We start from the raw sequence: 23584 nt of genomic DNA on the forward strand, positions 1-23584 counted from the left end.
GCCTCCAGGGAGGGGGAAGGGGCGGTGGGCGACGGGGCCGGCCTCGACGGCCGGCGAGCCCTCGTCGACTGCCGGGCCGTGCACGACCGGGTGAGCCATCGATGACGGCTCGCCCGCGGTCGCGGCTGCCCTCGATATAGACAGGCCCTCCCCGAGGAAGCCAAACTTTGTTCCGTGACACGGAACAACACGGGCGGCAGCATGCTGGACAAAGCTGCGGTCATCCTCGACTCCTTCCGTCCGAGCGGTGGTCCGTACCGTCTGTCGGAACTCTCGGTGCGCACCGGTCTGCCCAAGCCCACGGTGCACCGGCTGGCGGCGGACCTGGTCCGGCTGGGCTGGCTGGAGCGCTCGGGTGCCCGGTACCGGCTCGGGGCGAAACTGTTCGAGCTCGGCTCGCTCGTCCCGCACCGGCTCGATCTGCGCGAGGCGGCCCTGCCATTCCTGCAGGACCTGTTCGAGGCCACCCGCGAGACCGTTCACCTGGGGATCCGCGACGGCATGGAGGTGGTCTACCTGGAGCGCATCCACGGCCACGAGGCGCTCCAGCTGCCCTCGCGTATCGGCGGCAGCCTGCCGCTGACCTGCACCGGCGTGGGCAAGGCCCTTCTGGCGTTCTCCGGCGCCGAGCTGACCGAGGAGGTGCTCGCCGGTCCGCTGCCGAGCCTGACGCCCCACTCGATCACCGACCCGGACCGGCTGCGCATGGCCCTGGAGAAGACCCGGGTCTCTGGCCTCGCCTACGAGGAGCAGGAGGCGGCAGCCGGCGTCAGCTGCATCGCGGCACCGGTCTTCGAGGGCGGCACCGCGGTCGCCGCGCTCTCGGTCGCGGTCCCACGCTCCCGCTTCAGCCCCGCCCAGCTGGCGCCCGCGGTACGGACCGCCGCGCTGGGCCTGTCGCGGGTCCTGCGCGGAACGCCCTGACGGAGCCCGCCACCCGCACGCCTGCCCCGGGGAAGGCCGAGTGGGCGGGGACGGCCGAGTGGACCGGGACGGCCAGGCGGGTCGGGACGGCTGAGCGGGCGGGCGAGGCGGCGCGAGCCGAGCGGGCGGAGTGGGCGGAGTGGGCCGGGAAGGCGGCGCGAGCCGACCGGGCTGAGCGGACCACAGAGACGGAACGGGCCGGGAAGGCCGAACGCGCCGGGAAGGGCGAACGCGCCGGGAAGGGCGAACGCGCCGGGGAGGCCGAACGGGCCGGGAGCGCGCAGCGGGCCAAGACGGCCAGGGCAGCCGGAGCCGTACGCACTGAGGCATCCGCGAGAGCGGCGTACCGTCGACTGTGTGGAGCCCACGGCCGCCGGTCTTCTCTCGCGCGCGGCGCACGAGCTCGGCGCGCGGACCGACGAGCTCTCCGCCGAGGTGGAGCAACGCCTGCGGTGGGAGCTGCCCGAGCTGTGGGAGGACCCGGACGTGGCCCGGACGGCCGCCGAGAACGTCGTCGAGCACGTCGTCGCCGCCCTGTCCGGGCTGGAGCAGGCCGTGGAGCCGGATCTGATCGAACTGCCGCCCGCCGACGTGGAACGCGCCCGGGTGCTCGCCCGGCACGGCACACCCCTCAGCACCATGCTGCGCGCCTTCCGGCTGGCGGAGGAGGTCGTCATCGACCGGCTGGTCGAGGAACTGCCCCGGCTCAGCCAGGACGCCGAGCAGGTCAGCGCCGCGGCCCGGCAGCTCAACGTCATCTCGACGAAGTACGTGGACCGGGTGTCCGAGCAGGGCGTCCTCACCTTCCAGGCGGAGCGGGACAAGCGACTGCGGTGGCGGTCGGCGATGGTGAACGAGGCCAGCATGTGCATCGGCACCACGCTGGACATCGCCCGTACCACCCAGGAGCTGGCGGACTTCGCCACCGAGCAGTTCGCCGACCTGGTCACCGTCGACCTGCTCGACACCGCGCTGCGCGGACAGGACGCCGCGGACGAGGGCCCGACGATGCTGCGCCGGATGGCCCAGGGACCGGACGCGGACGAGGCCGGGCCGGAGCCGCGGGTCGAGCTGCGGGAGCTGTACGCCTGCCCGGAGGGATCGCCGTGCGCGGACGCCCTGAGCAGCGGGCGGCCCAGTCGCCCGCAGCCCGACAGGTACTCCGGCGGACCGCGAGGGCTCTCCACCCTGGTCGTGCCGTTGCGCGCCCGGGGCACCACGCTGGGCGTCGCCCAGTTCCACCGCTACGGCACCGCCACGCCCTACGACGACGAGGATCTGCTCCTCGCCCAGGAGATCGTCGTGCGGGCCGCCGTCGCCGTCGACAACGCCCGCCACTACACCCACGCGCGCGCCACCGCGGTCACCCTGCAGCGCAGCCTGCTGCCCCGGGAGGCGCCGCAGCAGTCGGCCGTCGACGTCGCCTACCGGTACCGGCCGGCCGGCTCCGAGGCGGGGGTGGGTGGCGACTGGTACGACGTCATCCCGCTGTCCGGTGCGAGGGTGGCCCTCGTGGTGGGCGACGTGGTCGGGCACGGCATCCGCGCCGCGGCCACCATGGGACGGCTGCGGACCGCCGTACGCACCCTGGCCGACATCGATCTGCCCCCCGACGAACTCCTCACCCACCTCGACGACGTCGTGCTGCGACTGGCCACCGAGGCGTGCACGGACCCGGACGCCGACCCCGATGCCGACGTCGGCCGGGACAACGGCGCCACCTGCCTCTACGCCGTCTACGACCCCGTCGCGCGCTGCTGCACCCTGGCCCGCGCGGGGCATGTGCCGCCGGCCGTGCTGGTCCGTGACGGCACCGCGGACGTCTTGGAGCTGCCTCCCGGCCCGCCGCTCGGGCGAGGGGGCCTGCCGTTCGAGACGTTGGAGGTCGACCTGCCCGAGGGCAGCCTGATCGCGCTGTGCACCGACGGCCTGGTCCAGGCGCGCGGCCCCAGGACGGCCTCCGGGGACGCCACCGGAGCACCGGCCCCCTCCACCGAGCCCGGCACGCGAACCCCGGACCGCACCCCCGACCGCACCGCACACCGCACCCCCGACCGCACCGCACACCGCACCCCCGACCGCACCGCAGACTGCACCCCCGACCGCGCCCCAGGCCGCACTCCCGACCGAGCCCCAGACATCGACGCCGGTCTCGCGACGCTGCGGCAGGTCCTCGCCCGGCCGGCCCCCTCCCTCGAGGCGGCCTGCGACGCCGTGCTGGAGGCCCTGCTGCCCACCCGGCCGGACGACGACATCGCCCTGCTGCTCGCCCGCACCCGCGCGCTCGGCGCCGACCGGGTCGCCACCTGGGAGTTGGAGGCCGACCCGTCGGTCGTGGCGAAGGCCCGTTCGGACGTGTCCCGGAAGCTGACCGACTGGGGGCTCGGGGAACTCGCCTTCGTCGCCGAGCTGGTGGTGAGCGAGCTGGTCACCAACGCCATCCGCTACGGCAGTTCCCCGATCCGGCTGCGCCTGATCCATGACCGCTCCCTCCTGTGCGAGGTCTCCGACGCCAGCAGCACGACCCCGCATCTGCGCCGGGCGCGCGTCTTCGACGAGGGCGGACGCGGGCTGCTGCTGGTCGCCCAGCTCGCCGGGCAGTGGGGCACCCGCCACGCCCGGCGCGGCAAGACGGTCTGGGCCGAACTGAGCGAGGACGCGGAGATCCCCGTGATGGCCTTCGAATAGGGCGGGACCGACCGCGGCGGACCGCGGCGGTGTCACTAGTCGCCGGGCTGGACGAGTCTGAAGAACAACCGGGCACCCGCCCGCTGCGCGGACTGACGCAGCCGTACCGGCAGCGGCCGGGACACGGCCGGTGCCGGGGTGCCCTGGGCCAGGCGGGGGAAGAGTGCCTCGGCGTTGCCGCGGTTGACGGCCGCGAGGGTGCCGGGGCCGACGCCGTCGTCCAGTCCGTTGGCGAAGTACTGGCCCGCCGCGGCCGGCGCGAACGGCCAGTCGCTGCCGAACAGCACGTGCCCCGGCCGGGCGAAGGCGAGCAGCGTGGGCAGGGCGGCCGGGCTGGAGGACAGCGCGGTGTCGAAGTAGAAGCGCCGGAAGTCCTCCAGGACGTCCCGCGGGCCGCGTCCGATGTCGGCGGCGATGGCGACGGCCATGCGGTGGGAGGCGTACGGCAGGAACCCGCCGCCGTGACTGAGGACGAACCGGATGTTCGGGTGGCGGCGCGGGACGCCGTTGCGGACCAGCAGGTAGGCGGCGCGGGTGGTGTCGAGGAGGAAGTCCGCGGCGAACGGCGGGATGCCCTCGACGGCGGGCGCGGGGAGGTCGGCCGGGTGGACGAACACGACGGCGCCGTGGTCGTCGAGGACCCGCCACAGCGCGTCCTGCCCCTCGGCGCCCAGATACGGGCCCTGGTTGTTGGCAAGCAGGGTGACACCGTCGGCGCCCAGCTCGGTCAGCGCCCGTTCGGCCTCCCGCGCCGACGCGGTGACGTCGGGCATGGGCAGGGTGGCGAACCAGCCGAAGCGGGACGGGTGTCGCGCGGTCAGGGCGGCGGAGTGTTCGTTGAGCCGCCGGGCCAGATCGGCTGCCTCGGCCGGATCGGTGAGGAAACCGGTACCGGGGGTGGAGACCGACAGGATCGCCGTCTCGGTGCCCAGCAGGTCCATCTGCTCCAGCGCCGCCCCGGGACTCCAGTCGGGCAGCGCGCGCCCGCCCGCCTCGACGATGCCGGACCTGGCGAGGGCCTCGCGGTACAGGGGCGGAACGAGGTGCTGGTGGACGTCGATCCGGCGGGGTGCGGTGGTCATGGCGCGGCCTCTCGGCGGTCTCGGGGGAGCGGGCGTACGACGGCTTGCGCGGATTCCGGGCCCGCTTCCAGGGCCTTGCCGAACGCGGCGAGGCCGACGGCCGGCCCGACGGCCGCAACGGCCGGGTGTACGCAGGTCAGGGTCATGCGGGTGATGCGCGCTTTCTGCGCGCCGTCCGTGGCCTGGTCATGAGGGCTGCCCTTCCCGTCGTACCGGCACTTGACCGGCCCTGGCGTCGAGCTTACCGTAGCGTCCATTCCAATTGGAGTGAACGCTACAGCAATGAGCCGTGACGTGCTGCGACGAGCCGCGCAGAGCCACGAGAAGCAGCGAAGAACCACGCCAGGGACGACAGTGAGGTGGCCTGATGAGCGAGATCAGCGCCGGGACCGGAGCCGGGGCCGACGACGAGGACGGCGACGCCGTGTACGACGTGGTGGTGATCGGGTACGGCCCCACGGGAGTGACCGCCGCGAACCTGCTCGGCGCGGCGGGCCTGCGGGTCGTCGTGCTGGAGCGCGACGCCGAGATCTACTCCCGGGCCCGGGCGATCTCCACCGACGAGGAGGTCCTGCGGATCTGGCAGCGCACCGGCCTGGCCGACCGGCTGAAGCAGGACATGCTCGCCGACCGGCCGCTCGACTTCGTCGACGCACGCGGCCGCGCCTTCCTCAGCGCGCACCCCACCCCGCGCGGCCACGGCCATCCGCCGCAGATGTTCCTCTACCAGCCCGCGCTGGAGCAGGTCCTGCGCGACGGAGTCGACCGCTACCCCGGTGTGGAGGTGCGGCTGGGGCACGAGTGCCTGCGGCTGCGACAGGACGCCGACGCGGTGGAACTGACCGTCGTGGGCACCGCCGACGACTCCGTACGACGCCTGCGCGCCCGGTACGTCATCGCGGCCGACGGCGGCTCCAGCCTCACCCGCGCACAGCTCAACGTGGGTTACGAGGGCCGGACGTACGAGGACCGCTGGGTCGTCATCGACACCAGGATGATCGAGCCCTGGCCCGACCACGACCGGCTGCGCTTCCGCTGCGACCCGGCACGCCCCGCGGTCGACTGCCCCACCCCGCTCGGGCACCACCGCTGGGAGTTCCCGATCCTGCCCGGCGACGACGAGCGGCGTCTGACGACCGACGAGGCGATCCACGCGCTGGTGTCCCGGTACGGCATCGGCGCGGACCAGATCGAGATCCTGCGCGCCACCGTCTACAGCCACCACGTCCGCTTCGCCGCCCGTTTCCGGGTGGGCCGGGTCTTCCTCGCCGGTGACGCCGCCCACGCGATGCCGCCGTGGATCGGTCAGGGCATGGCCGCCGGCGTGCGTGACGTGGCGAACCTGTGCTGGAAACTCGACGCGGTACTGCGCGGAGAGCTGCCCGAGTCGCTGCTCGACAGCTACGAGACCGAACGCAAGCCGCACGTCAAGGAGGTCACCCGACGGGCGGTCTTCGTCGGCCGGATCATCACCGAGCGGCGCCTCGCGGTCACCCGGGTCCGGGACTCGGTACTGCCGCTGCTGAACCACGTCCCGTCCCTCGGCGGCCGGCTCCAGGACTCCCAGTGGATCCCCGTCGCCCGCTACTCCGACGGCTTCCTGGCCCGCCCCCGCGCCAGGCCCCGTACGGCGGCCTCCCGCACCACGGCCCCCGGCCACCAGATCCCCCAGCCCCGGGTCACCGCCCCCGACGGCACCCGGGTCCGCCTCGACGACGTGCTCGGCGGCCGCTGGCTCCTCCTGCACACCGCACCGCCCACCCCGCAGCCCGCGTGGGAACGCTGCGGCGTGCCCTCCCTGACCGTCCTGCCGGCCGGCTCAAGTCCCGCCGAGGGCGCGGTCGTCGACAGCGACGACGTGCTGCGGGTCTGGATGACCCGGCACCGCGCCGCCACCCTCGCCCTGCGCCCCGACGCCTACGTCTACGCGGCCGCCCCCGACGGCGCGCCGCTGCCGCCGCCCCCGGCCGGATTCGCCCCGGCCCCTCGCGCGAACGCCGCGCCGGCCCCTCGCGCGAACGCCGCGCCGGCCCCGACCGCCACCGTTTCGCACGCGACTCAAGGAACGCCATGAGCACGCACACCCCACCGCCGCCGATGCGCGAGTCGCTGGTCGACGTCCTCGGCCGGAAGATCTTCGTCGCGGAGACCGGCGACGGCCCGCCCGTCCTGCTGCTGCACGGCGGCGGCCCCGGCGCGTCCGGCGTCGCCAACTACGCCCGCAACATCGCCGACCTGGCCAAGGAGTACCGGGTCATCGTCCCCGACCTGCCCGGCTACGGCCGCAGCAGCAAGGGTGTCGACGGCGCCGACCCCTTCGGCCACCTCGCCACCGGCATCCGCGGCCTGCTCGACGAACTCGGCCTGGACAAGGCCCACCTGGTCGGCAACTCCTACGGCGGTGCCTGCGCCCTGCGCCTCGCCCTGGACACCCCCGACCGGGTCGACCGGATGGTCCTGATGGGCCCGGGCGGTGTCGGCACCACCCGCGCCCTGCCGACGCCGGGCCTCAACAGCCTGCTCGACTACTACTCCGGGGACGGTCCTTCGCGGCTGAAGCTGGAGAAGTTCATCCGCACCTACCTCGTCTTCAACGCCGCCGACGTCCCCGACAGCGTCATCGACGCGCGCTACCGCGACAGCGTCGACCCGGAGGTGATCGCGGCCCCGCCGCTGCGCCGCCCGTCCGGCCCGAAGGCGCTGCGCACGTTGTGGCGGATGGACTTCACCCGCGACCACCGGCTCGCCCGTCTGCCGGTGCCGACGCTGGTCCTGTGGGGCGCGGCCGACAAGGTCAACCGCCCGTCCGGCGGCCGGATGCTGGCCGACCGCATGCCCGACTGCGACCTGTACGAGGTCGCCAACACCGGGCACTGGGTGCAGTTCGAACGCGCCGAGCTGTTCAACCGGCTCTGCGCCGACTTCCTGGCGGGCCGCCGATGACCCCGTACGTCTCCCCGTCCGTCTTCGGCGCGGTGCACCTGGGTTACGTCGTCATCGAGACCGACCGGTTCGCCGACTGGCGCCGCTTCGGGACCGACGCCGTCGGCATGCACCACGACGACCTCGACACCGGCCTGATGCGCTTCCGCCTCGACGACCAGGAGTGCCGGTTCCTGCTGCGGCGCGGGCCGGCCGAGGACGTCGTCGCCACGGGCTGGCACGTCGACGACCACACCACCTTCGAGCAGATCGAGGCCCGCGTGCGGGCCCACGGCGTGCCGTGTGCCGAGGGCAGCGCGGAGGAGGCGGAGACGCGCGGGGTCGAACGCCTGCTGCGCTTCCCCGGCCCCAAGGGCATCACCCAGGAGATCTACACGACCCCGCTGATCTCGCCGCGGCCCCTGAACATGCTGGCCTCCGGCTGGGTGACGGGCGACTCGGGCATGGGCCACATCGCCCTCACCTCCACCAGACCGGCCCTGATGCGCGGCTACTTCGACACGGTCTTCGACGCCCGCCTCACCGACTACATCGACGAGACGATCAGCGGAGTCAAGCTCAAGATCCGCTTCCTGCGCGTCAACGAACGCCACCACTCCATCGCCATAGCCGCCGTCCGTGGCCTGCCGATCGACCCGATCCGCACCCGCGTCCAGCACCTCAACGTCCAGGCCGCCACGCTCGACGACGTCGCCCGCAGCTACCGGCGCGTCCACGAACTCGGCTTCGAGATGGCCCTGTCCGTGGGACAGCACACCAACGACAGGGAGCTCTCCTACTACGCCCGCACCCCGTCCGGATTCGAGTGGGAGGTCGGCTGGAACCCCGTCGTCGTCGACGAGTCCACCTGGGAACCCGGCACCCACCAGGGCATCAGCGTCTGGGGCCACACTCCCGTGGGGCAGACCATCGTCGACCGACTCGAGCAGTTCCGCCTCGCGGCCCGCTCCCTGACCCGCCCCGAGCAGACGGTCCCGGCCCTCAGCGGCCCGGGCATCCCCGACGACTGATCCACGCCGACCCGTGTGCGGGCAACACAACGGGCCCCGTCTTTCGACGGGGCCCGTGATCGAGCGCCGGGCAGGCCTTGCACCTGCATCTCCCCACAGGAAGTGGGACGTCTTTCCTTGGACCACCAACGCAACACCAGCCAACCGAAGTTCCGGCGACCAGCTCTGAGAGAACTCTAACCCATATGGCCGAGTGCCTCGCACACCCCCTGGGAGGGTCGAGGACGACTGGGTACGAGGTGGCCTTGTCGGCGAGGAAATCCTGATCGGGGGCCGTCGCTGTCTCCTGCCGACCTTGAATCCATTCTCGCGGTCGCCCCGGATTGGGCCCTCCGAGGGCTCTGAGGATCCTCTGCTACGTGTCCTTTTGCGAATCGAAGCCCCGTCAGCGGTGCATGCCCGAAGTCCCAGGGAAGTCCCAGAGGTGCCGCCGCACCCTGTCCGCCCCGCCAAGCGGCACGTCGGACAGCATGCGGCGGCATCCGCGCATCAGATGTCCCGGAAGATCTCGATCTGCGCCCCGATGGAGTTCAGGCGCTCGGCGAGGTCCTCGTAACCCCGGTTGATGACGTACACGTTGCGCAGGACGGACGTGCCCTCCGCCGCCATCATCGCCAGCAGGACGACCACGGCGGGGCGCAGGGCCGGCGGGCACATCATCTCCGCGGCGCGCCAGCGGGTGGGGCCCTCGACCAGGACGCGGTGGGGGTCCAGCAACTGGAGGCGGCCGCCGAGGCGGTTGAGGTCGGTGAGGTAGATCGCGCGGTTGTCGTAGACCCAGTCGTGGATCAGGGTCTTGCCCGAGGCGACGGCGGCGATCGCCGCGAAGAACGGGACGTTGTCGATGTTCAGGCCCGGGAACGGCATCGGGTGGATCTTGTCGATCGGCGCCTCCAGCTTGGAGGGCCGGACGGTGAGGTCCACCAGCCGGGTACGGCCGTTGTCGGCGAAGTACTCGGGCGTGCGGTCGTGGTCGAGGCCCATCTCCTCCAGCACCGCCAGCTCGATCTCCAGGAACTCGATCGGCACGCGACGCACCGTCAGTTCCGACTCCGTCACCACGGCGGCGGCCAGCAGGCTCATCGCCTCGACCGGGTCCTCGGAGGGGGAGTAGTCGACGTCGACGTCGATGTTCGGGACGCCGTGGACCGTGAGCGTCGTCGTGCCGATGCCCTCGACCCGCACGCCGAGCGCCTCCAGGAAGAAGCAGAGGTCCTGGACCATGTAGTTGGAGGAGGCGTTGCGGATGACGGTGACGCCGTCGTGCCGCGCGGCGGCCAGCAGCGCGTTCTCGGTCACGGTGTCGCCGCGCTCGGTCAGCACGATCGGCCGGTCGGGACGTACGCCGCGGTCCACCACGGCGTGGTACTGGCCCTCGGTCGCCGCGACGTCCAGGCCGAAGCGGCGCAGCGCGATCATGTGCGGCTCGATGGTGCGCGTACCGAGGTCGCAGCCGCCGGCGTACGGCAGCTTGAAGTGCGTCATGCGGTGCAGCAGCGGGCCGAGGAACATGATGATCGAGCGGGTGCGCACGGCGGCCTCCGCGTCGATCGCCCCCATGTCCAGCTCGGCCGGCGGCACGAGCTCCAGGTCGACGCCGTCGTTGACCCAACGGGTGCGCACGCCGATGGAGTTGAGCACCTCCAGCAGGCGGTACACCTCTTCGATGCGGGCGACCCGGCGCAGCACTGTGCGCCCCTTGTTGAGCAGTGAGGCGCACAGCAGTGCCACGCAGGCGTTCTTGCTGGTCTTGACGTCGATCGAACCGGACAGTCGACGTCCGCCGACGACCCTCAGATGCATCGGACCGGCGTAGCCCAGCGACACGATCTCACTGTCGAGGGCTTCACCGATTCGGGCGATCATCTCAAGGCTGATGTTCTGGTTGCCGCGCTCGATGCGATTGACGGCGCTCTGAGAGGTGCCGAGCGCCTCGGCCAGCTGCGCCTGTGTCCAGCCACGGTGTTGCCGGGCGTCACGGATGAGCTTGCCGATGCGTACGAGGTAATCGTCTGCCATGAGGTTGAGGCTATCTCAGATATGAGATGGCACATTCTCAGGGGGGCCATTCGGGTGACGTGCCGTCAACGCCGCCTGGCGGTACGGGTGCGACGCCACCCGAAAGGTCCGGGCAAATCCATCGATGTCGTACGACGTCCGGTGCTGCTGTGGGTGTGTCGCGGGCCGTTCCTGCCGCCCGTGGTGATGGACCAGGAGCGCCGGTTGATGTTCAGGCGCACGCCGGGCAGGATGCGAAAACTCTTACGAAATGTCAGAGGCATGGATGCTCCTTCCGGAGTCCGGAGTCGAGTGCGTATCCCTCGGTTACCCCGACTCGGCGAACTGATGGCATGTCGGAATGCCGGAAGGGCGGGCACGACGCCGTGAGCGTCGTGCCGGCCCTTCCGGCAGGTCCTTGGTCCGGTGGGTCAGTCCGTGCCGGACTCCATCGCGGCGCGGTCCAGGAGCGCGTCCTCCTCGGAGACCTCGCCGCGCGAGGCGATGGCCTCGGCGCCGCCCTCGGGCAGCTCCGGCATGGTGCCGATCAGCCCGGTCGCGGCGGCCTGGGAGGCGCCGACGGTGGGGCTGCCGGTGCCGATCAGGCCGAGACCGACGTACTGCTCCAGCTTGGCGCGGGAGTCGGCGATGTCGAGGTTGCGCATGGTGAGCTGGCCGATCCGGTCCACCGGGCCGAACGCGGAGTCCTCGGTGCGCTCCATGGACAGCTTGTCCGGGTGGTAGCTGAACGCCGGGCCGGTCGTGTCGAGGACCGAGTAGTCCTCGCCGCGCCGCAGCCGCAGCGTCACCTCGCCGGTGACCGCGGCGCCGACCCAGCGCTGGAGCGACTCGCGGATCATCAGCGCCTGCGGGTCCAGCCAGCGGCCCTCGTACATCAGCCGGCCGAGCCGCCGGCCCTCGTTGTGGTACTGGGCGAGGGTGTCCTCGTTGTGGATCGCGTTGACCAGACGCTCGTACGCGGCGTGCAGCAGGGCCATGCCCGGCGCCTCGTAGATGCCGCGGCTCTTGGCCTCGATGATCCGGTTCTCGATCTGGTCGGACATGCCCAGGCCGTGGCGGCCGCCGATGGCGTTGGCCTCCATCACCAGGTCGACGGGGGAGGCGAAGTCCTTGCCGTTGATCGTGACCGGCCGGCCCTGCTCGAAGCCGATCGTGACGTCCTCGGGGGCGATCTCGATGGAGGGGTCCCAGAACTTCACGCCCATGATCGGCTCGACGGTCTCGACGCCGGTGTCCAGGTGCTCCAGGGTCTTGGCCTCGTGGGTGGCGCCCCAGATGTTGGCGTCCGTGGAGTACGCCTTCTCCGTGGAGTCCCGGTAGGGCAGCCCGTGGGCGAGCAGCCACTCCGACATCTCCTTGCGGCCGCCCAGCTCGGTCACGAAGTCCGCGTCCAGCCAGGGCTTGTAGATCCGCAGGTTCGGGTTGGCGAGCAGGCCGTAGCGGTAGAACCGCTCGATGTCGTTGCCCTTGAAGGTCGAGCCGTCGCCCCAGATCTGGACGTTGTCCTCGAGCATCGCGCGCACCAGCAGCGTGCCGGTGACGGCACGGCCCAGCGGCGTGGTGTTGAAGTACGCCCGCCCGCCGGAGCGGATGTGGAAGGCGCCGCAGGTCAGCGCGGCCAGGCCCTCCTCGACGAGGGCGGCGCGGCAGTCGACCAGGCGCGCGACCTCGGCGCCGTAGGCCTTGGCGCGGCCGGGCACCGAGGCGATGTCGGGCTCGTCGTACTGGCCGATGTCGGCGGTGTAGGTGCACGGGACGGCGCCCTTGTCGCGCATCCAGGCGACCGCGACCGAGGTGTCGAGACCGCCCGAGAAGGCGATGCCGACGCGCTCGCCGGACGGGAGGGAGGTGAGGACCTTGCTCATAGGAAGAGTATGCATCAGAACGCATGGTCATGCAATGGGGGTATGCGGAATCCAGGAATGAGGGCATGTCGAAGCCCCGGGCATGACCAGCCCGGCCCCATGTACTAGAGTTATCTCGACATCGAGATATCTGCCGAGGTGCACCGCAGCCGCGCGGCATCACCGGTCTCGCGGTAAGGGTTACCTAACTTAGCCTTACCTTAGCGGATCGGCCAAGATGCCGTGGCGGCAGGATCGTGGTGGTACGCGCACATCAATGAAGGAGACTGTCGTGTCGGCGAACAGCTTCGACGCCCGCAGCACGCTGCGCGTGGGCGACGAGTCGTACGAGATCTTCCGGCTGGACAAGGTCGAGGGCGCCGCGCGCCTCCCTTACAGCCTGAAGGTGCTGCTGGAGAACCTCCTCCGCACCGAGGACGGCGCGAACATCACCGCCGACCACATCCGCGCCCTCGGCGGCTGGGACTCCCAGGCCCAGCCGTCGCAGGAGATCCAGTTCACGCCGGCCCGCGTGATCATGCAGGACTTCACCGGCGTGCCCTGTGTCGTGGACCTCGCGACCATGCGTGAGGCCGTCAAGGAGCTCGGCGGCGACCCGGCCAAGGTCAACCCGCTCTCCCCGGCCGAGCTGGTCATCGACCACTCCGTCATCGCCGACAAGTTCGGCACCCACGAGGCCTTCGCCCAGAACGTCGAGCTGGAGTACGGCCGCAACAAGGAGCGCTACCAGTTCCTGCGCTGGGGCCAGACCGCCTTCGACGACTTCAAGGTCGTCCCGCCCGGCACCGGCATCGTCCACCAGGTGAACATCGAGCACCTCGCGCGTACGGTCATGGTCCGCAACGGCCAGGCCTACCCCGACACCCTCGTCGGCACCGACTCGCACACCACCATGGTCAACGGCCTCGGCGTCCTCGGCTGGGGCGTCGGCGGCATCGAGGCCGAGGCCGCCATGCTCGGCCAGCCGGTCTCCATGCTCATCCCGCGCGTCGTCGGCTTCAAGCTGACCGGTGAGCTCCAGCCCGGCACCACCGCCACCGACCTCGTGCTGACCATCACCGAGATGCTCCGCAAGCACGGCGTCGTCGGCAAGTTCGTCGAGTTCTACGGCGAGGGCGTGGCCGCCACCTCCCTCGCCAACCGCGCCACCATCGGCAACATGTCGCCGGAGTTCGGCTCCACCGCCGCGATCTTCCCGATCGACGACGAGACCCTGAACTACCTGCGCCTGACCGGCCGTGACGCCCAGCAGGTCGCGCTCGTCGAGGCGTACGCCAAGGAGCAGGGCCTCTGGCTGGACCCGAAGGCCGAGCCCGACTTCTCCGAGAAGCTCGAGCTGGACCTCTCCACGGTCGTCCCCTCCATCGCCGGCCCGAAGCGCCCGCAGGACCGCATCGTCCTCGCGAACGCCGCCGAGCAGTTCAAGACGGACGTCCTGAACTACGTCGCCACCGCCGACGAGGCGGGCGAGGAGTCCTTCCCGGCCTCCGACGCCCCGGCCGCCACCAACGGCGTCCCGAGCAACCCGGTCACCGTCACCGCCCCCGACGGCTCGACCTACGAGATCGACCACGGCGCGGTCACCGTCGCGGCCATCACCTCCTGCACCAACACCTCGAACCCGTACGTCATGGTCGCCGCCGCGCTGGTGGCCAAGAAGGCGGTCGAGAAGGGCCTGACCCGCAAGCCGTGGGTCAAGACCACCCTCGCCCCGGGCTCCAAGGTCGTCACCGACTACTTCGACAAGGCGGGCCTGACCCCGTACCTCGACAAGGTCGGCTTCAACCTCGTCGGCTACGGCTGCACCACCTGCATCGGCAACTCCGGCCCGCTGCCGGAGGAGGTCTCCAAGGCCGTCAACGACCACGACCTCGCGGTCACCTCGGTCCTCTCCGGCAACCGGAACTTCGAGGGCCGTATCAACCCCGACGTCAAGATGAACTACCTGGCCTCCCCGCCGCTGGTCGTCGCGTACGCCCTCGCGGGCTCCATGAAGGTGGACATCACCCGTGACGCCCTGGGCGCCGACCAGGACGGCAACCCGGTCTTCCTGAAGGACATCTGGCCCTCCGAGGCCGAGGTCAACGACGTCGTGGCGAACGCCATCGGCGAGGACATGTTCTCCAAGTCCTACTCCGACGTCTTCGCGGGCGACGCCCAGTGGCAGGCCCTGCCGATCCCGACCGGCAACACCTTCGAGTGGGACGCCGAGTCGACGTACGTCCGCAAGCCCCCCTACTTCGAGGGCATGACGATGGAGACCACCCCGGTCTCCGACATCGCCGGCGCCCGCGTCCTGGCCAAGCTCGGCGACTCGGTCACCACCGACCACATCTCGCCCGCCGGCGCCATCAAGGCCGACACCCCGGCCGGCAAGTACCTCACCGACCACGGTGTGGAGCGTCGTGACTTCAACTCCTACGGCTCGCGCCGAGGCAACCACGAGGTCATGATCCGCGGCACGTTCGCCAACATCCGCCTGCGCAACCAGATCGCGCCGGGCACCGAGGGCGGCTACACCCGCGACTTCACCCAGGCCGACGCGCCGGTGTCGTTCATCTACGACGCCTCGCAGAACTACCAGGCCGCCGGCGTCCCGCTGGTCATCCTGGGCGGCAAGGAGTACGGCTCCGGCTCGTCCCGCGACTGGGCGGCCAAGGGCACGGCCCTCCTCGGCGTCAAGGCCGTCATCACCGAGTCGTACGAGCGCATCCACCGCTCGAACCTCATCGGCATGGGCGTCCTGCCGCTGCAGTTCCCGGCCGGCCAGTCGGCCGACTCGCTCGGCCTGACCGGCGAGGAGACCTTCTCCATCACCGGCGTGACCGAGCTGAACGAGGGCACCACCCCGAGCACGGTCAAGGTCACCACCGACACGGGCGTCGAGTTCGACGCGGTCGTCCGCATCGACACCCCCGGTGAGGCCGACTACTACCGCAACGGCGGCATCATGCAGTACGTGCTGCGCAGCCTGATCCGCAAGTAAGCGGTACGGCACGGCAGTTGAGGGCCGTATCCCCGAGCGCCGGGGATACGGCCCTCGTCGTTCCCGTCCCGTGACATCGCCGGGGCTCAGCCGGAACACAGGGTTCCCCCAGCCTGCCGGGACAGGATCGGGACATGACTGGCACCGCTGGGTTCCGCACCGGACGCGTCCGTGTGCTCATCGTCGACGACGAACCCGCGCTCCTCGACATCCTCCGCGCGGCCGTCGAGGAGGCGGGCTGGCTGGCCTGTCCGGCGCCCGACGGACACAGCGCGCTGCGGAGCGCGCGCGGCTGCCCGCCGCACGCCGTCGTGCTCGACGGGATGCTGCCCGACCTCGACGGCCTCCAGGTGCTGCGCCGCCTGCGGTACGACGACCCGCGGCTGCCCGTCCTGATGCTCACCGCCCGCGACGCCCTGGAACACCGGCTCGACGGACTCGGCGCCGGCGCCGACGACTACGTCACGAAGCCGTTCTCCCTGGAGGAGGTCGTGCTGCGGCTGCGCGGGCTGCTGCGCCGAGCCGGCGCGCAACGGGCCCGCGGCGACGAGTCCGTGCACGTCCTCGGCGACCTGGTGCTCGCCGCGGACAGCCGCGAGGTGCACCGCGCGGGCGAACCGATCCCGCTCACCGCCAAGGAGTTCGACCTACTCAGCCTGCTGATGGACCACCCGCGGCAGGTGCTGAGCAAGACGCAGATCCTCGACCGCGTGTGGAGCGCGTCCTTCGACGGCGGCGGCAACCTGGTGGAGGTCTACATCTCCGGCCTCCGCCGCAAGATCGACAGGGGCCGGGCGCCGATGATCCACACCGTGCGCGGCCTCGGCTACACCATCAGGCCCGTGGAGGACGGCAGATGAGCGCCCGCCGGCGCCTTCGCTCCCTGCGCACGCGCCTGCTCGTGTTCATCGGCCTGACCCTCGCCGCCGTGTGCGCCGCGATGGCGCTGACCACCGTGTTCGTCCAACGCGCCTATCTGCTGGGCAACCTGGACGAGAGGGTCGGCAACGCCGCCGAGCGCAGCCTGGGCGGCGCGCGCCTCCACCCCGAGCTGTCGGACGACCTGAGCTTCCTCATGGAGAGCGGCCATCCGACCGGCATGCTCGCCGCCCGGCTCGACGCCGACGGGGACGTGAGCAGCGCCGAGGTCGTCCGCCAGGACGCCCCACCGCGCGCCCTGACCGCAGCCCAGCGCACGGCCCTCGCGGGTGTCGGAACGGACGGCGCGATGCACACCGCGACCGTGCCCGGCCTCGGCACCTACCGGGTCACCGTCGCCCGCAGCGGCGGGATCCGCGTCCTGACGGGCCTCCCGATGGACGACGTGCAGGACATGATCAGCGGCATGGTCGTGGTCGAGGCGGTCGTCGCGGCGGCCGGCCTCGCCGTCGCGGGCGGCCTGTGCGGCGTGGTCATACGACGCCAGCTGCGGCCCCTCGGCCGGGTCGCCGCCACCGCCGCCGAAGTCTCCCGTGCCCCCCTCGACCGGGGCGAGGTCAGCGCCCTCACCCGTGTCCCGGCCCCGGACACCGACCCCGCCAGCGAGGCAGGCCAGGTCGGTGCCGCCCTCAACCGCATGATCGACCACGTCGAGTCCTCCCTCACCGCACGCCGGCGCACCGAGGAACGCATGCGCCGCTTCCTCGCCGACGCCAGCCATGAACTGCGTACACCGCTCGCCTCGATCGCGGGCTACGCCGAGCTCATGAACCGGGGCACCGACCGCATCGAGCCGGTACTGGCCTGGCGCCGGGTCTCCGCGGAGTCCGCGCGCATGACGGGCCTGGTCGAGGATCTGCTGCTGCTGGCCCGGCTCGACGAGGGCAGGCCCCTGCACGCCGCCGAGGTGGACATGGCGGCGCTCGTCGCGGAGGCGGTCTGGGACGCGCGGGCCGCCGGGAGCGGACACGACTGGCAGCTCGAACTCCGCCTGGACGGCACCCCGCTGGTCCTCGGCGACGCAGCCCGGCTGCACCAGGTGGTGGCCAACCTGCTGGCCAACGCGCGGGTGCACACGCCCGCCGGCACGAGGGTCGTCGTGGTCGTGGAGGCGGGGGACGACCGGTGCGTCGTACGCGTCCGTGACGACGGCCCCGGCATCCCACCCGCCCTGGTCCCGACGGTCTTCGACCGCTTCACCCGCGCCGACACCTCCCGCACCCGAGGCACCCCGCGCGACGGCGGCTCCGGACTGGGCCTCGCCATCGTCGCGGCGATCGTCGCGGCGCACGCCGGGCACATCGAGGTCGAGAGCGCCCCGGGCCGCACGGAGTTCACCGTGGGACTGCCCCTAGCGGACTCGCTGCCGACAGCCCTGTCACCGGACGCGGCGACCGCGGGGCAGCGGGTGTGAGGAGCCGGTGCCCCGGAGGTCTCAGCGTGAGAGCGGAACGGCGGCCTCCTCCTTCGGCACCGTGCGCGTCGTGCGAAGCGGCGACAGGAAGGCGGGGACGGCGCTCAGCGTCATGCCGGCCGCGCCGATCGACAGGGTGCCCGCCGCGCCGAACACCGAGCCGAGCGTGCCGCCCAGCACCCCGCCCAGCGGAATGCCGCCCCAGGAGACGAACCGGGCCGTCGCGCTCACCCGGCCCAGGAGCCGGTCCGGCGCGAGTGCCTGCTGGAAGCTCGACTGGGCGATCACGCGGACGACTCCGCCCAGCGAGAGGGCGGCGAGCCCGACGCCCGCCAGGCACACGCTCCACCCCGGTCGGGCCACCGCCATCACGGCCGTCGGCGGACAGGTCACGAGCGGCGCGAGCCAGATGACCCGCCCCTGCCCGACCCACCTCGACACCCTGGCCGCCACCAGCGCGCCCACCAGGGCACCACACCCCATGCCCGACAGGACGACGCCGATACCGAAGGGCCCGAGGCCGATCTCCCGGTCCAGGAAGACCAGCAGCATGGCCTGATACACGATCAGGAAGAGGTTGAAGATCGCGTCACCCAGCATGATCGCGCGCAGGCCGGGATGCCCCAGCACGAAGCTCAGCCCTTCCCTGATGTCCCGCCCGAGCCGGGGGCGCCCGCCCGGCGCCGGTTCCGGCTCGCGTCCGCGGATGCCGAGCGCCAGCACTCCCGACAGAGCCATCCCGACCGAACTCGCCAGCACCGTCGCGGGGGCTCCGACCCAGCCGGCCATCGGTCCCGCCAGCCCCGGCCCGCCGATACTGGTCACCGAGCGGATCGCCGAGAGTTTCGAGTTGCCCTCCAGGAGATTGCCGCGCCCCACCAGATGCGGCAGGTAACTGACATGGGCGACGTCGAAGAAGACGGTCAGCACTCCATGCGCCAGGGCGGCCGTGTACAGCCACCCGATGGTCAGCAGATCCGCCCACCAGGCCAAGGGCAGCGTGAGCAGGACCAGCGCTCGCGCCAGATCGGTGCTGATCATCACCGATTGCTTCCGCATCCGGTCCACCCACGCCCCGGCCGGCAGCCCGACCAGCAGCGAGCCCGCGGTGGTCATCGTGGTCAGCAGCCCGACCTGGAACTCGTCGGCGTGCAACGCCGTGATGGCGACCAGCGGCAGAGCGAGAAAGGCGATGCGGTCGCCGAGCTGCCCGAGGGCGGTGGCCGCGAACAGCCGACGGAAGTCCCGGTCGCCCAGCAGACCCAGCCGCGAGGAGATCGCGCTGCGCGTCATCTAACGCTCCCGGTCCACCGCGAACTCGTAGGCCACTTCCCGCCGTACGTCCGGGATGACCATGTCGGCGGTCTCCACCGGGCGCCCGTCCACGTCGTAGAGGGTGCGCTCGATCCGGAGCACCAGATCGCCGACCCCGATCCCCAGGAGGTTCGCCTGTTCCCGCGTGGCACGCGCCGGGCGTGGCAGCTCGACGACCCTCTCGACGTCCACGCCGACGGAGCGCAGCCGCTCGACCACTCCCCTTCCCGCGAGCGGCCCCTTCTCGGGCAGCATCACCGGGGTTCCCGCGGTGATGGCCATCGGCTCCCAGGAGTTCGAGAGCTGGACCGGCTGACCGTCGGCGAGGAACTCGTACCGGGTGCGGACACAGAGGTCACCGGGACCGATCGCGAGCCGCTCGGCGATCGCCGGGGGAGCGGCAACCCGCACCTCGCTGTGCGCGTCCCAGGCCCCGGCCCTGCCCCGCTCCTTCAGGGCGGCGAGCGAGTGAGCGCCGTGTCGCGAGCGGACCATCCGCAGACGCTCACGTGGCACCCGGACGTAGGTCCCCGAGCCCGCGCGCCCTTCGAGGAGGCCCTCCGCGATCAGTTGGTCCACGGCCCGCTGAGTGACGTTCCGCCCGACCCCGTACGCCTCGGCGAGCATCGCCCGCGACGGCAGGCGCTCCCCGGTCGCCCACTCGCCCGCGACGATCCGGGCGTGCAGGGCGTCGGCCACTGCCAGGTAGGGGGCCTCTCGGGGCATGCGCGACTCTCCGTTGCTCCGCTGCACGGCAGCTGGTGATTGCGGGCGGAGTTGGGAAGCTACTGCACCGCGCGGAGGCTACTGGAGCAGCACTACGCTCGGCGTCCGCGGTCCGGTGCGGCGGGCGGCCGTCTCCGCCGAGGCTCCGAAAAGTCACCGGCAGGTCGGATCAGCCGGCCCCGACGAGGTCCTTGCCGTAACAGATCTCCACGTACGGGCCCGCGCAGTACGCGGGGATCTCGCGGTAGCCGTTGCGCACGTAGAGCGAGCGGGCCTCGATCAGGTCGAGGCGGGTGTTGAGGACCATCCGCGAGGCGCCGAGCCGGCGTGCCTCGGCTTCCAGCAGCTCCAGCAGGAGACCGGCGCCCTTCCGGCCGCGGAAGGCGGGGCGCAGATAGACGCGGGTGAGCTCGGCGCGCCCGGGATCCAGCATCAGCAGCCCGCCGCAGGCCGCCGCCGTGCCGTCGAGACGGCCCACGACGAACTGACCCGTGGGCGGGGTGAGCAGTTCGGCACCGTCATCCCGCAGGCCCGCGTCGATCTCCTCGGAGGTCGCGGGCCGCTTCCAGTAGCGGCTGGCGACCTCGTCGTAGTAGTCGCGGCGCAGGCCGGTCGCGTCCGCTGTGCCGACGGGTTCGGGAGCCAGGTGCCAGGAGGTCATGGGAGTGCTATAGCCCGGGTGCGACGCCGCCACCAACTGGTTTTGAGGGGCACGACGGGTGCGTGGGACGGGAGTGGACGTTTCCATGGGCCCGGTTCGGGGAGTGGGGTGGGAAAGGGCCCGAAGAGCGAGGAGTGCCGGACGTGATTCGAAAGCTGCAGGCGGTCGCGCTGGACTGTGCCGATCCGGTACGGCTGGCCCAGTTCTACGCGGAACTGCTCGGCGGCCGGGTGGTCGCGGACCCCGATGACGCCGACTGGGTCGAAGTGCACGGGTTCGAGGGGACACCGCTGGCCTGCCAGCGGGTGGACGGCTACCGGCCGCCCCAGTGGCCGGGCCAGGAACGGCCGCAGCAACTGCACCTGGACTTCGACGTGGACGACCTCGACGGAGAGGAAAAGCGGGCGCTCGCCCTGGGCGCGACCGTGCTGGAGCGCACGGACCAGCTCCGCCCCGAGGCCAACTGGCGCGTCTACGCGGACCCGGCCGGCCACCCGTTCTGCCTCTGCTTCCACTGAGCCGGCGCCCCACCACGACGGCGCCCCACCACCCCGGCGCCCCACCACCCCGGCGCACCAGCCGCCGAGGCCGCGGCACGGCCACCGACCCCTCCCGCACGGGCGCCGACGGCTTTGTACGGCCGCAGACCCTCCCTGCGGCCGCCGCCCCCTCCCCACGGCCGCCGCCGAACCGTCCGCCCGGGCCCCGAGCAGGACACTTCCGGCCTGCTCCGGGCCAGTTCACCGCCGCCGTTGCCCCGGCCCGCTATTCGGTTGCCGCAGGTCGGCCCGGTCGGATAGGAAGCCTGCATGCTGAAGGGGAACAAGGTCGGGCTCCGGGCCCGGCACGAGGACGACATACCGGTCCTGCTGGCCGAGCTCTACGACGACGTCGTCAACTCCGCGCGGGCCGAGAGCGGGCCGTGGCGGCCGATCAGCCCCGGTTCGAAGGACCCGCGCCTCGTGGTGGACGACAAGGAGCAGGGGCACGTCCCGTTCTCCGTGGTGGAACTGGACGGCGGCACGCTGGTCGGCACCGCGACGCTGTGGGGCATCGACAACCACAACCGGAACGCGCACATCGGGCTGGGGCTGCTGCCGTCCTCGCGCGGCAAGGGCTACGGCACCGACGTGGTCGCGGTGCTGTGCCACTACGGGTTCGTCGTGCGCGGTCTGCAGCGGCTGCAGATCGAGACGCTGGCGGACAACGCCGCGATGCTGCGCGCCGCCGAGCGCAACGGCTTCGCCCGCGAGGGCGTGCTGCGCTCCTCGGCCTGGGTGATGGGCGAGTTCCTGGACGAGGTCCTGCTCGGGCTCCTCGTCCAGGACTGGAAGCCCGACGCGAAGGGCTAGGCCCCGCGGCCCGGTTGCGGGCGCCCCGGCCGAACACCGCCGGTCCGCCTGCACGGCGGCCGGGCCGTCCGACCGATCACCGTCCGGTCACCGTCGCCTCGGTCGTCCTGGGATCAGCCGCCGCGCTGTCGTCGGTGGCCGCGGCGTGGCCGGAATCCGAGTTCAGGGCGTCGCGGACGGCGGCCAGGATGTCCTCGGTGCCGGCGCCCAGGGCCCGGGCCGCGGAGGTGAAGTCCCGGGCGAGCGTGCCGAGTCGGTGGGCGTCGTGGGCGTGCGGACCGGACGGGAGCCCCGCCACCCGGGTGCCGGCGCCACGGCGGGTGCGGATCAGTTCGGCGGCCTCCAGCTCGCGGTAGGCGCGGGCCACGGTGCCCGGTGCCAGACCGAGGTCGGCAGCGAGTTGCCGCACGGTCGGCAGTCGCTCGCCCTCGGTCAGCCGGCCGGTGCGGATCAGCGCGGCCAGCTGGGCACGGATCTGCTCGTACGGGGGCACCTGGCTGGTGGTGTCGACGCGGACGGCGCGGTCACTCATCGTCGAAGCTCCCCTCGTCGGCCACGTCGTCGTCCACCGCTCGCGGCGCCACCACGGTCACCAGCGACCACCCGAAGGTGAACACGCTCAGCAGCCCCAGGGGGCAGATCACCACTATGGTGGCCGCGCCCAGCAGGCCGGCGCAGGCTCCCTCCATGAGCGAGATGAGAAGCATCAGCACGACGAGGAGCACCTGGCTCGACACCAGCAGCCCCCAGGCTCCCATGATCGCCCAGGCGCGGTCGCGGCGCTGCTGCTGATCGCCGGGTCCGAAGGCGATACGGCGCAGGGCCCAGACGCAGGCGGGAGTTCCGACCGCGAGGGCGGCGAACATCGGGCCGCTGTAGTACAGGCCGGGCCACGGCCCGAGGGACGTGCGCACCCCTTCGCAGACGACGTCGATGGCACGTCCCGCCCCGCCGGCCCGGTCGGGGCCGGAGGAGGCCGTGACGGCGCCCATGAGCAGCAGCGCGACGAGGGAGCCGGCCTGCAGCAGGAGCAGGGGCGCCATGCGGGGCGGCACGTGGTCCCGGACCAGACGCGGGGCGAGACTCGCGGTGCGCACCGCTTCCTGGGGACGCAGGGTCAGGGCGTCGCCGACCAGGACACCGCCCACGGCGCACAGGCCGAACGCGGTGATGGCGAACACGAGGGGGATCGTGATGTCGCCGCTCTCGATGGTGAGCAACTGCTGTGCGGCCACGATGCCGATGGCCAGTCCGGACCAGCGCGCGTAGTGGTCGGCGTGGTCGAGCAACCGGGACTGGAGCGGGACGGTGTCGAGCACGTGGAGATCCCCCAGGGCCATCTTGTACCAAACGGTGGGTACAAGATGCCCTGCCCGGGAATCTTGTGTCAATCGCTCGATACAAGCGGAACGCCAACGGCTCGGGCGGGCCGGTGGTGACACCCCAGGAGCCCTGACACCCCATGGGCCCGCGGGGTGGTGACGCCCCGTGGGTCCGCGGGGTGGTGACGCCCTATGGGTCCGCGGGGTGGTGACGCCCTATGGGTCCGCGGGGTGGTGACGCCCTATGGGTCCGCGGGGTGGTGACGCCCTATGGGTCCGCGGGGTGGTGACGCCCTATGGGTCCGCGGGGTGATGACACCCCATGGGCCCGCGGGGCGA

At 72.0% G+C, this 23584-nt stretch carries 19 protein-coding genes; 10 read left to right on the forward strand and 9 right to left on the reverse strand.

The genetic code is table 11. The features are described 5' to 3' along the window. The first annotated feature begins 201 nt into the window (after positions 1-201). On the forward strand, positions 202-924 hold the full coding sequence (locus ACGFW6_RS16345; protein WP_393509886.1) for an IclR family transcriptional regulator: 723 nt from the start codon (positions 202-204) through the stop codon (positions 922-924). A 357-nt stretch (positions 925-1281) separates the two neighbouring features. Then, positions 1282-3612 (forward strand): SpoIIE family protein phosphatase, encoded by a 2331-nt coding sequence (locus ACGFW6_RS16350; RefSeq protein WP_393509285.1) that lies wholly within the window; start codon positions 1282-1284, stop codon positions 3610-3612. Positions 3613-3647: 35 nt separating this feature from the next. On the opposite strand, the gene ACGFW6_RS16355 is transcribed toward ACGFW6_RS16350, so the two are convergent. Next, positions 3648-4694 carry an amidohydrolase family protein gene (locus ACGFW6_RS16355; protein ID WP_393509288.1) on the reverse strand — a complete coding sequence of 349 codons (1047 nt, stop codon included), beginning with the start codon at positions 4692-4694 and terminating at the stop codon, positions 3648-3650. Positions 4695-5061: 367 nt separating this feature from the next. On the opposite strand from ACGFW6_RS16355, the gene ACGFW6_RS16360 reads away from it, so the two are divergent. From ACGFW6_RS16360 to ACGFW6_RS16370, 3 genes are read left to right on the forward strand one after another with little or no spacing between them, the layout of a single operon-like run. Then, positions 5062-6768, forward strand: coding sequence for a bifunctional 3-(3-hydroxy-phenyl)propionate/3-hydroxycinnamic acid hydroxylase (locus ACGFW6_RS16360; RefSeq protein WP_393509291.1), 1707 nt, complete (start codon positions 5062-5064; stop codon positions 6766-6768). Continuing rightward, entirely contained in the window at positions 6765-7637 is an 873-nt protein-coding gene (locus tag ACGFW6_RS16365) for an alpha/beta fold hydrolase (protein WP_393509293.1), read from the forward strand. Before ACGFW6_RS16360 ends, ACGFW6_RS16365 begins: the two co-directional genes overlap by 4 nt. Next, positions 7634-8647, forward strand: a complete 1014-nt coding sequence (locus ACGFW6_RS16370; RefSeq protein ID WP_393509296.1) for a VOC family protein — start codon at positions 7634-7636, stop codon at positions 8645-8647. The genes ACGFW6_RS16365 and ACGFW6_RS16370 overlap by 4 nt, the downstream gene beginning before the upstream one ends. 489 nt (positions 8648-9136) lie before the next feature. Here the strand turns inward: ACGFW6_RS16370 and ACGFW6_RS16375 are convergent, their stop codons facing one another. The 3 genes from ACGFW6_RS16375 to argG all read right to left on the reverse strand — a co-directional run bounded on the left by ACGFW6_RS16375 (position 9137) and on the right by argG (position 12531). After that, positions 9137-10666 (reverse strand): helix-turn-helix domain-containing protein, encoded by a 1530-nt coding sequence (locus ACGFW6_RS16375; RefSeq protein WP_393509299.1) that lies wholly within the window; start codon positions 10664-10666, stop codon positions 9137-9139. Between the two features lie 65 nt (positions 10667-10731). After that, entirely contained in the window at positions 10732-10929 is a 198-nt protein-coding gene (locus tag ACGFW6_RS16380; RefSeq protein WP_093747609.1) for a DUF4236 domain-containing protein, read from the reverse strand. 147 nt (positions 10930-11076) lie between these two features. Then, positions 11077-12531 (reverse strand): argininosuccinate synthase, encoded by a 1455-nt coding sequence (gene argG / locus ACGFW6_RS16385; RefSeq protein WP_393509302.1) that lies wholly within the window; start codon positions 12529-12531, stop codon positions 11077-11079. 271 nt (positions 12532-12802) lie between these two features. Here argG and acnA point away from each other — a divergent pair, with 271 nt between their 5' ends. The 3 genes from acnA to ACGFW6_RS16400 all read left to right on the forward strand — a co-directional run bounded on the left by acnA (position 12803) and on the right by ACGFW6_RS16400 (position 17870). Beyond that, entirely contained in the window at positions 12803-15517 is a 2715-nt protein-coding gene (acnA, locus tag ACGFW6_RS16390; protein WP_393509305.1) for an aconitate hydratase AcnA, read from the forward strand. A gap of 134 nt (positions 15518-15651) precedes the next feature. Beyond that, the gene (locus ACGFW6_RS16395; RefSeq protein ID WP_393509308.1) at positions 15652-16377 is read left to right on the forward strand and encodes a response regulator transcription factor; all 726 of its coding nucleotides are present in this window, start codon (positions 15652-15654) and stop codon (positions 16375-16377) included. Beyond that, entirely contained in the window at positions 16374-17870 is a 1497-nt protein-coding gene (locus tag ACGFW6_RS16400) for an ATP-binding protein (RefSeq protein ID WP_393509310.1), read from the forward strand. Before ACGFW6_RS16395 ends, ACGFW6_RS16400 begins: the two co-directional genes overlap by 4 nt. 21 nt (positions 17871-17891) lie before the next feature. Here ACGFW6_RS16400 and ACGFW6_RS16405 read toward each other — a convergent pair whose 3' ends face one another. The 3 genes from ACGFW6_RS16405 to ACGFW6_RS16415 form a co-directional block, all read right to left on the reverse strand. Next, on the reverse strand, positions 17892-19163 hold the full coding sequence (locus ACGFW6_RS16405; RefSeq protein WP_393509313.1) for an MFS transporter: 1272 nt from the start codon (positions 19161-19163) through the stop codon (positions 17892-17894). Continuing rightward, the gene (locus ACGFW6_RS16410) at positions 19164-19910 is read right to left on the reverse strand and encodes a GntR family transcriptional regulator (RefSeq protein WP_393509316.1); all 747 of its coding nucleotides are present in this window, start codon (positions 19908-19910) and stop codon (positions 19164-19166) included. Between the two features lie 169 nt (positions 19911-20079). Continuing rightward, positions 20080-20571, reverse strand: a complete 492-nt coding sequence (locus tag ACGFW6_RS16415) for a GNAT family N-acetyltransferase (protein WP_393509319.1) — start codon at positions 20569-20571, stop codon at positions 20080-20082. A gap of 143 nt (positions 20572-20714) precedes the next feature. Here ACGFW6_RS16415 and ACGFW6_RS16420 point away from each other — a divergent pair, with 143 nt between their 5' ends. Beyond that, entirely contained in the window at positions 20715-21089 is a 375-nt protein-coding gene (locus tag ACGFW6_RS16420) for a VOC family protein (protein WP_393509322.1), read from the forward strand. A gap of 291 nt (positions 21090-21380) precedes the next feature. Beyond that, entirely contained in the window at positions 21381-21923 is a 543-nt protein-coding gene (locus ACGFW6_RS16425) for a GNAT family N-acetyltransferase (RefSeq protein ID WP_393509325.1), read from the forward strand. Between the two features lie 76 nt (positions 21924-21999). On the opposite strand, the gene ACGFW6_RS16430 is transcribed toward ACGFW6_RS16425, so the two are convergent. Together ACGFW6_RS16430 and ACGFW6_RS16435 are read right to left on the reverse strand one after the other, a co-directional pair. Then, positions 22000-22455, reverse strand: a complete 456-nt coding sequence (locus tag ACGFW6_RS16430) for a GntR family transcriptional regulator (protein WP_393509328.1) — start codon at positions 22453-22455, stop codon at positions 22000-22002. Continuing rightward, positions 22448-23242 carry a hypothetical protein gene (locus ACGFW6_RS16435; RefSeq protein ID WP_393509331.1) on the reverse strand — a complete coding sequence of 265 codons (795 nt, stop codon included), beginning with the start codon at positions 23240-23242 and terminating at the stop codon, positions 22448-22450. The genes ACGFW6_RS16430 and ACGFW6_RS16435 overlap by 8 nt, the downstream gene beginning before the upstream one ends. Between the last annotated feature and the right edge of the window lie 342 nt (positions 23243-23584).

Source organism: Streptomyces sp. Y7 (assembly GCF_043195415.1).
Lineage (GTDB): Bacteria > Actinomycetota > Actinomycetes > Streptomycetales > Streptomycetaceae > Streptomyces.

What these genes read in the sequence shown, in the direction of transcription:
- ACGFW6_RS16395 (WP_393509308.1), top strand. Translation starts at nt 15,652, where the DNA reads ATGACTGGCACCGCTGGGTTCCGCACCGGACGCGTCCGTGTGCTCATC.
- ACGFW6_RS16370 (WP_393509296.1), top strand. Translation starts at nt 7,634, where the DNA reads ATGACCCCGTACGTCTCCCCGTCCGTCTTCGGCGCGGTGCACCTGGGT.
- ACGFW6_RS16355 (WP_393509288.1), bottom strand. Translation starts at nt 4,694, where the DNA reads ATGACCACCGCACCCCGCCGGATCGACGTCCACCAGCACCTCGTTCCG.
- ACGFW6_RS16410 (WP_393509316.1), bottom strand. Translation starts at nt 19,910, where the DNA reads ATGCCCCGAGAGGCCCCCTACCTGGCAGTGGCCGACGCCCTGCACGCC.
- argG (WP_393509302.1), bottom strand. Translation starts at nt 12,531, where the DNA reads ATGAGCAAGGTCCTCACCTCCCTCCCGTCCGGCGAGCGCGTCGGCATC.
- ACGFW6_RS16405 (WP_393509313.1), bottom strand. Translation starts at nt 19,163, where the DNA reads ATGACGCGCAGCGCGATCTCCTCGCGGCTGGGTCTGCTGGGCGACCGG.
- ACGFW6_RS16375 (WP_393509299.1), bottom strand. Translation starts at nt 10,666, where the DNA reads ATGGCAGACGATTACCTCGTACGCATCGGCAAGCTCATCCGTGACGCC.
- ACGFW6_RS16380 (WP_093747609.1), bottom strand. Translation starts at nt 10,929, where the DNA reads ATGCCTCTGACATTTCGTAAGAGTTTTCGCATCCTGCCCGGCGTGCGC.
- ACGFW6_RS16415 (WP_393509319.1), bottom strand. Translation starts at nt 20,571, where the DNA reads ATGACCTCCTGGCACCTGGCTCCCGAACCCGTCGGCACAGCGGACGCG.
- ACGFW6_RS16425 (WP_393509325.1), top strand. Translation starts at nt 21,381, where the DNA reads ATGCTGAAGGGGAACAAGGTCGGGCTCCGGGCCCGGCACGAGGACGAC.
- ACGFW6_RS16400 (WP_393509310.1), top strand. Translation starts at nt 16,374, where the DNA reads ATGAGCGCCCGCCGGCGCCTTCGCTCCCTGCGCACGCGCCTGCTCGTG.
- ACGFW6_RS16430 (WP_393509328.1), bottom strand. Translation starts at nt 22,455, where the DNA reads ATGAGTGACCGCGCCGTCCGCGTCGACACCACCAGCCAGGTGCCCCCG.
- ACGFW6_RS16345 (WP_393509886.1), top strand. Translation starts at nt 202, where the DNA reads ATGCTGGACAAAGCTGCGGTCATCCTCGACTCCTTCCGTCCGAGCGGT.
- ACGFW6_RS16365 (WP_393509293.1), top strand. Translation starts at nt 6,765, where the DNA reads ATGAGCACGCACACCCCACCGCCGCCGATGCGCGAGTCGCTGGTCGAC.
- ACGFW6_RS16360 (WP_393509291.1), top strand. Translation starts at nt 5,062, where the DNA reads ATGAGCGAGATCAGCGCCGGGACCGGAGCCGGGGCCGACGACGAGGAC.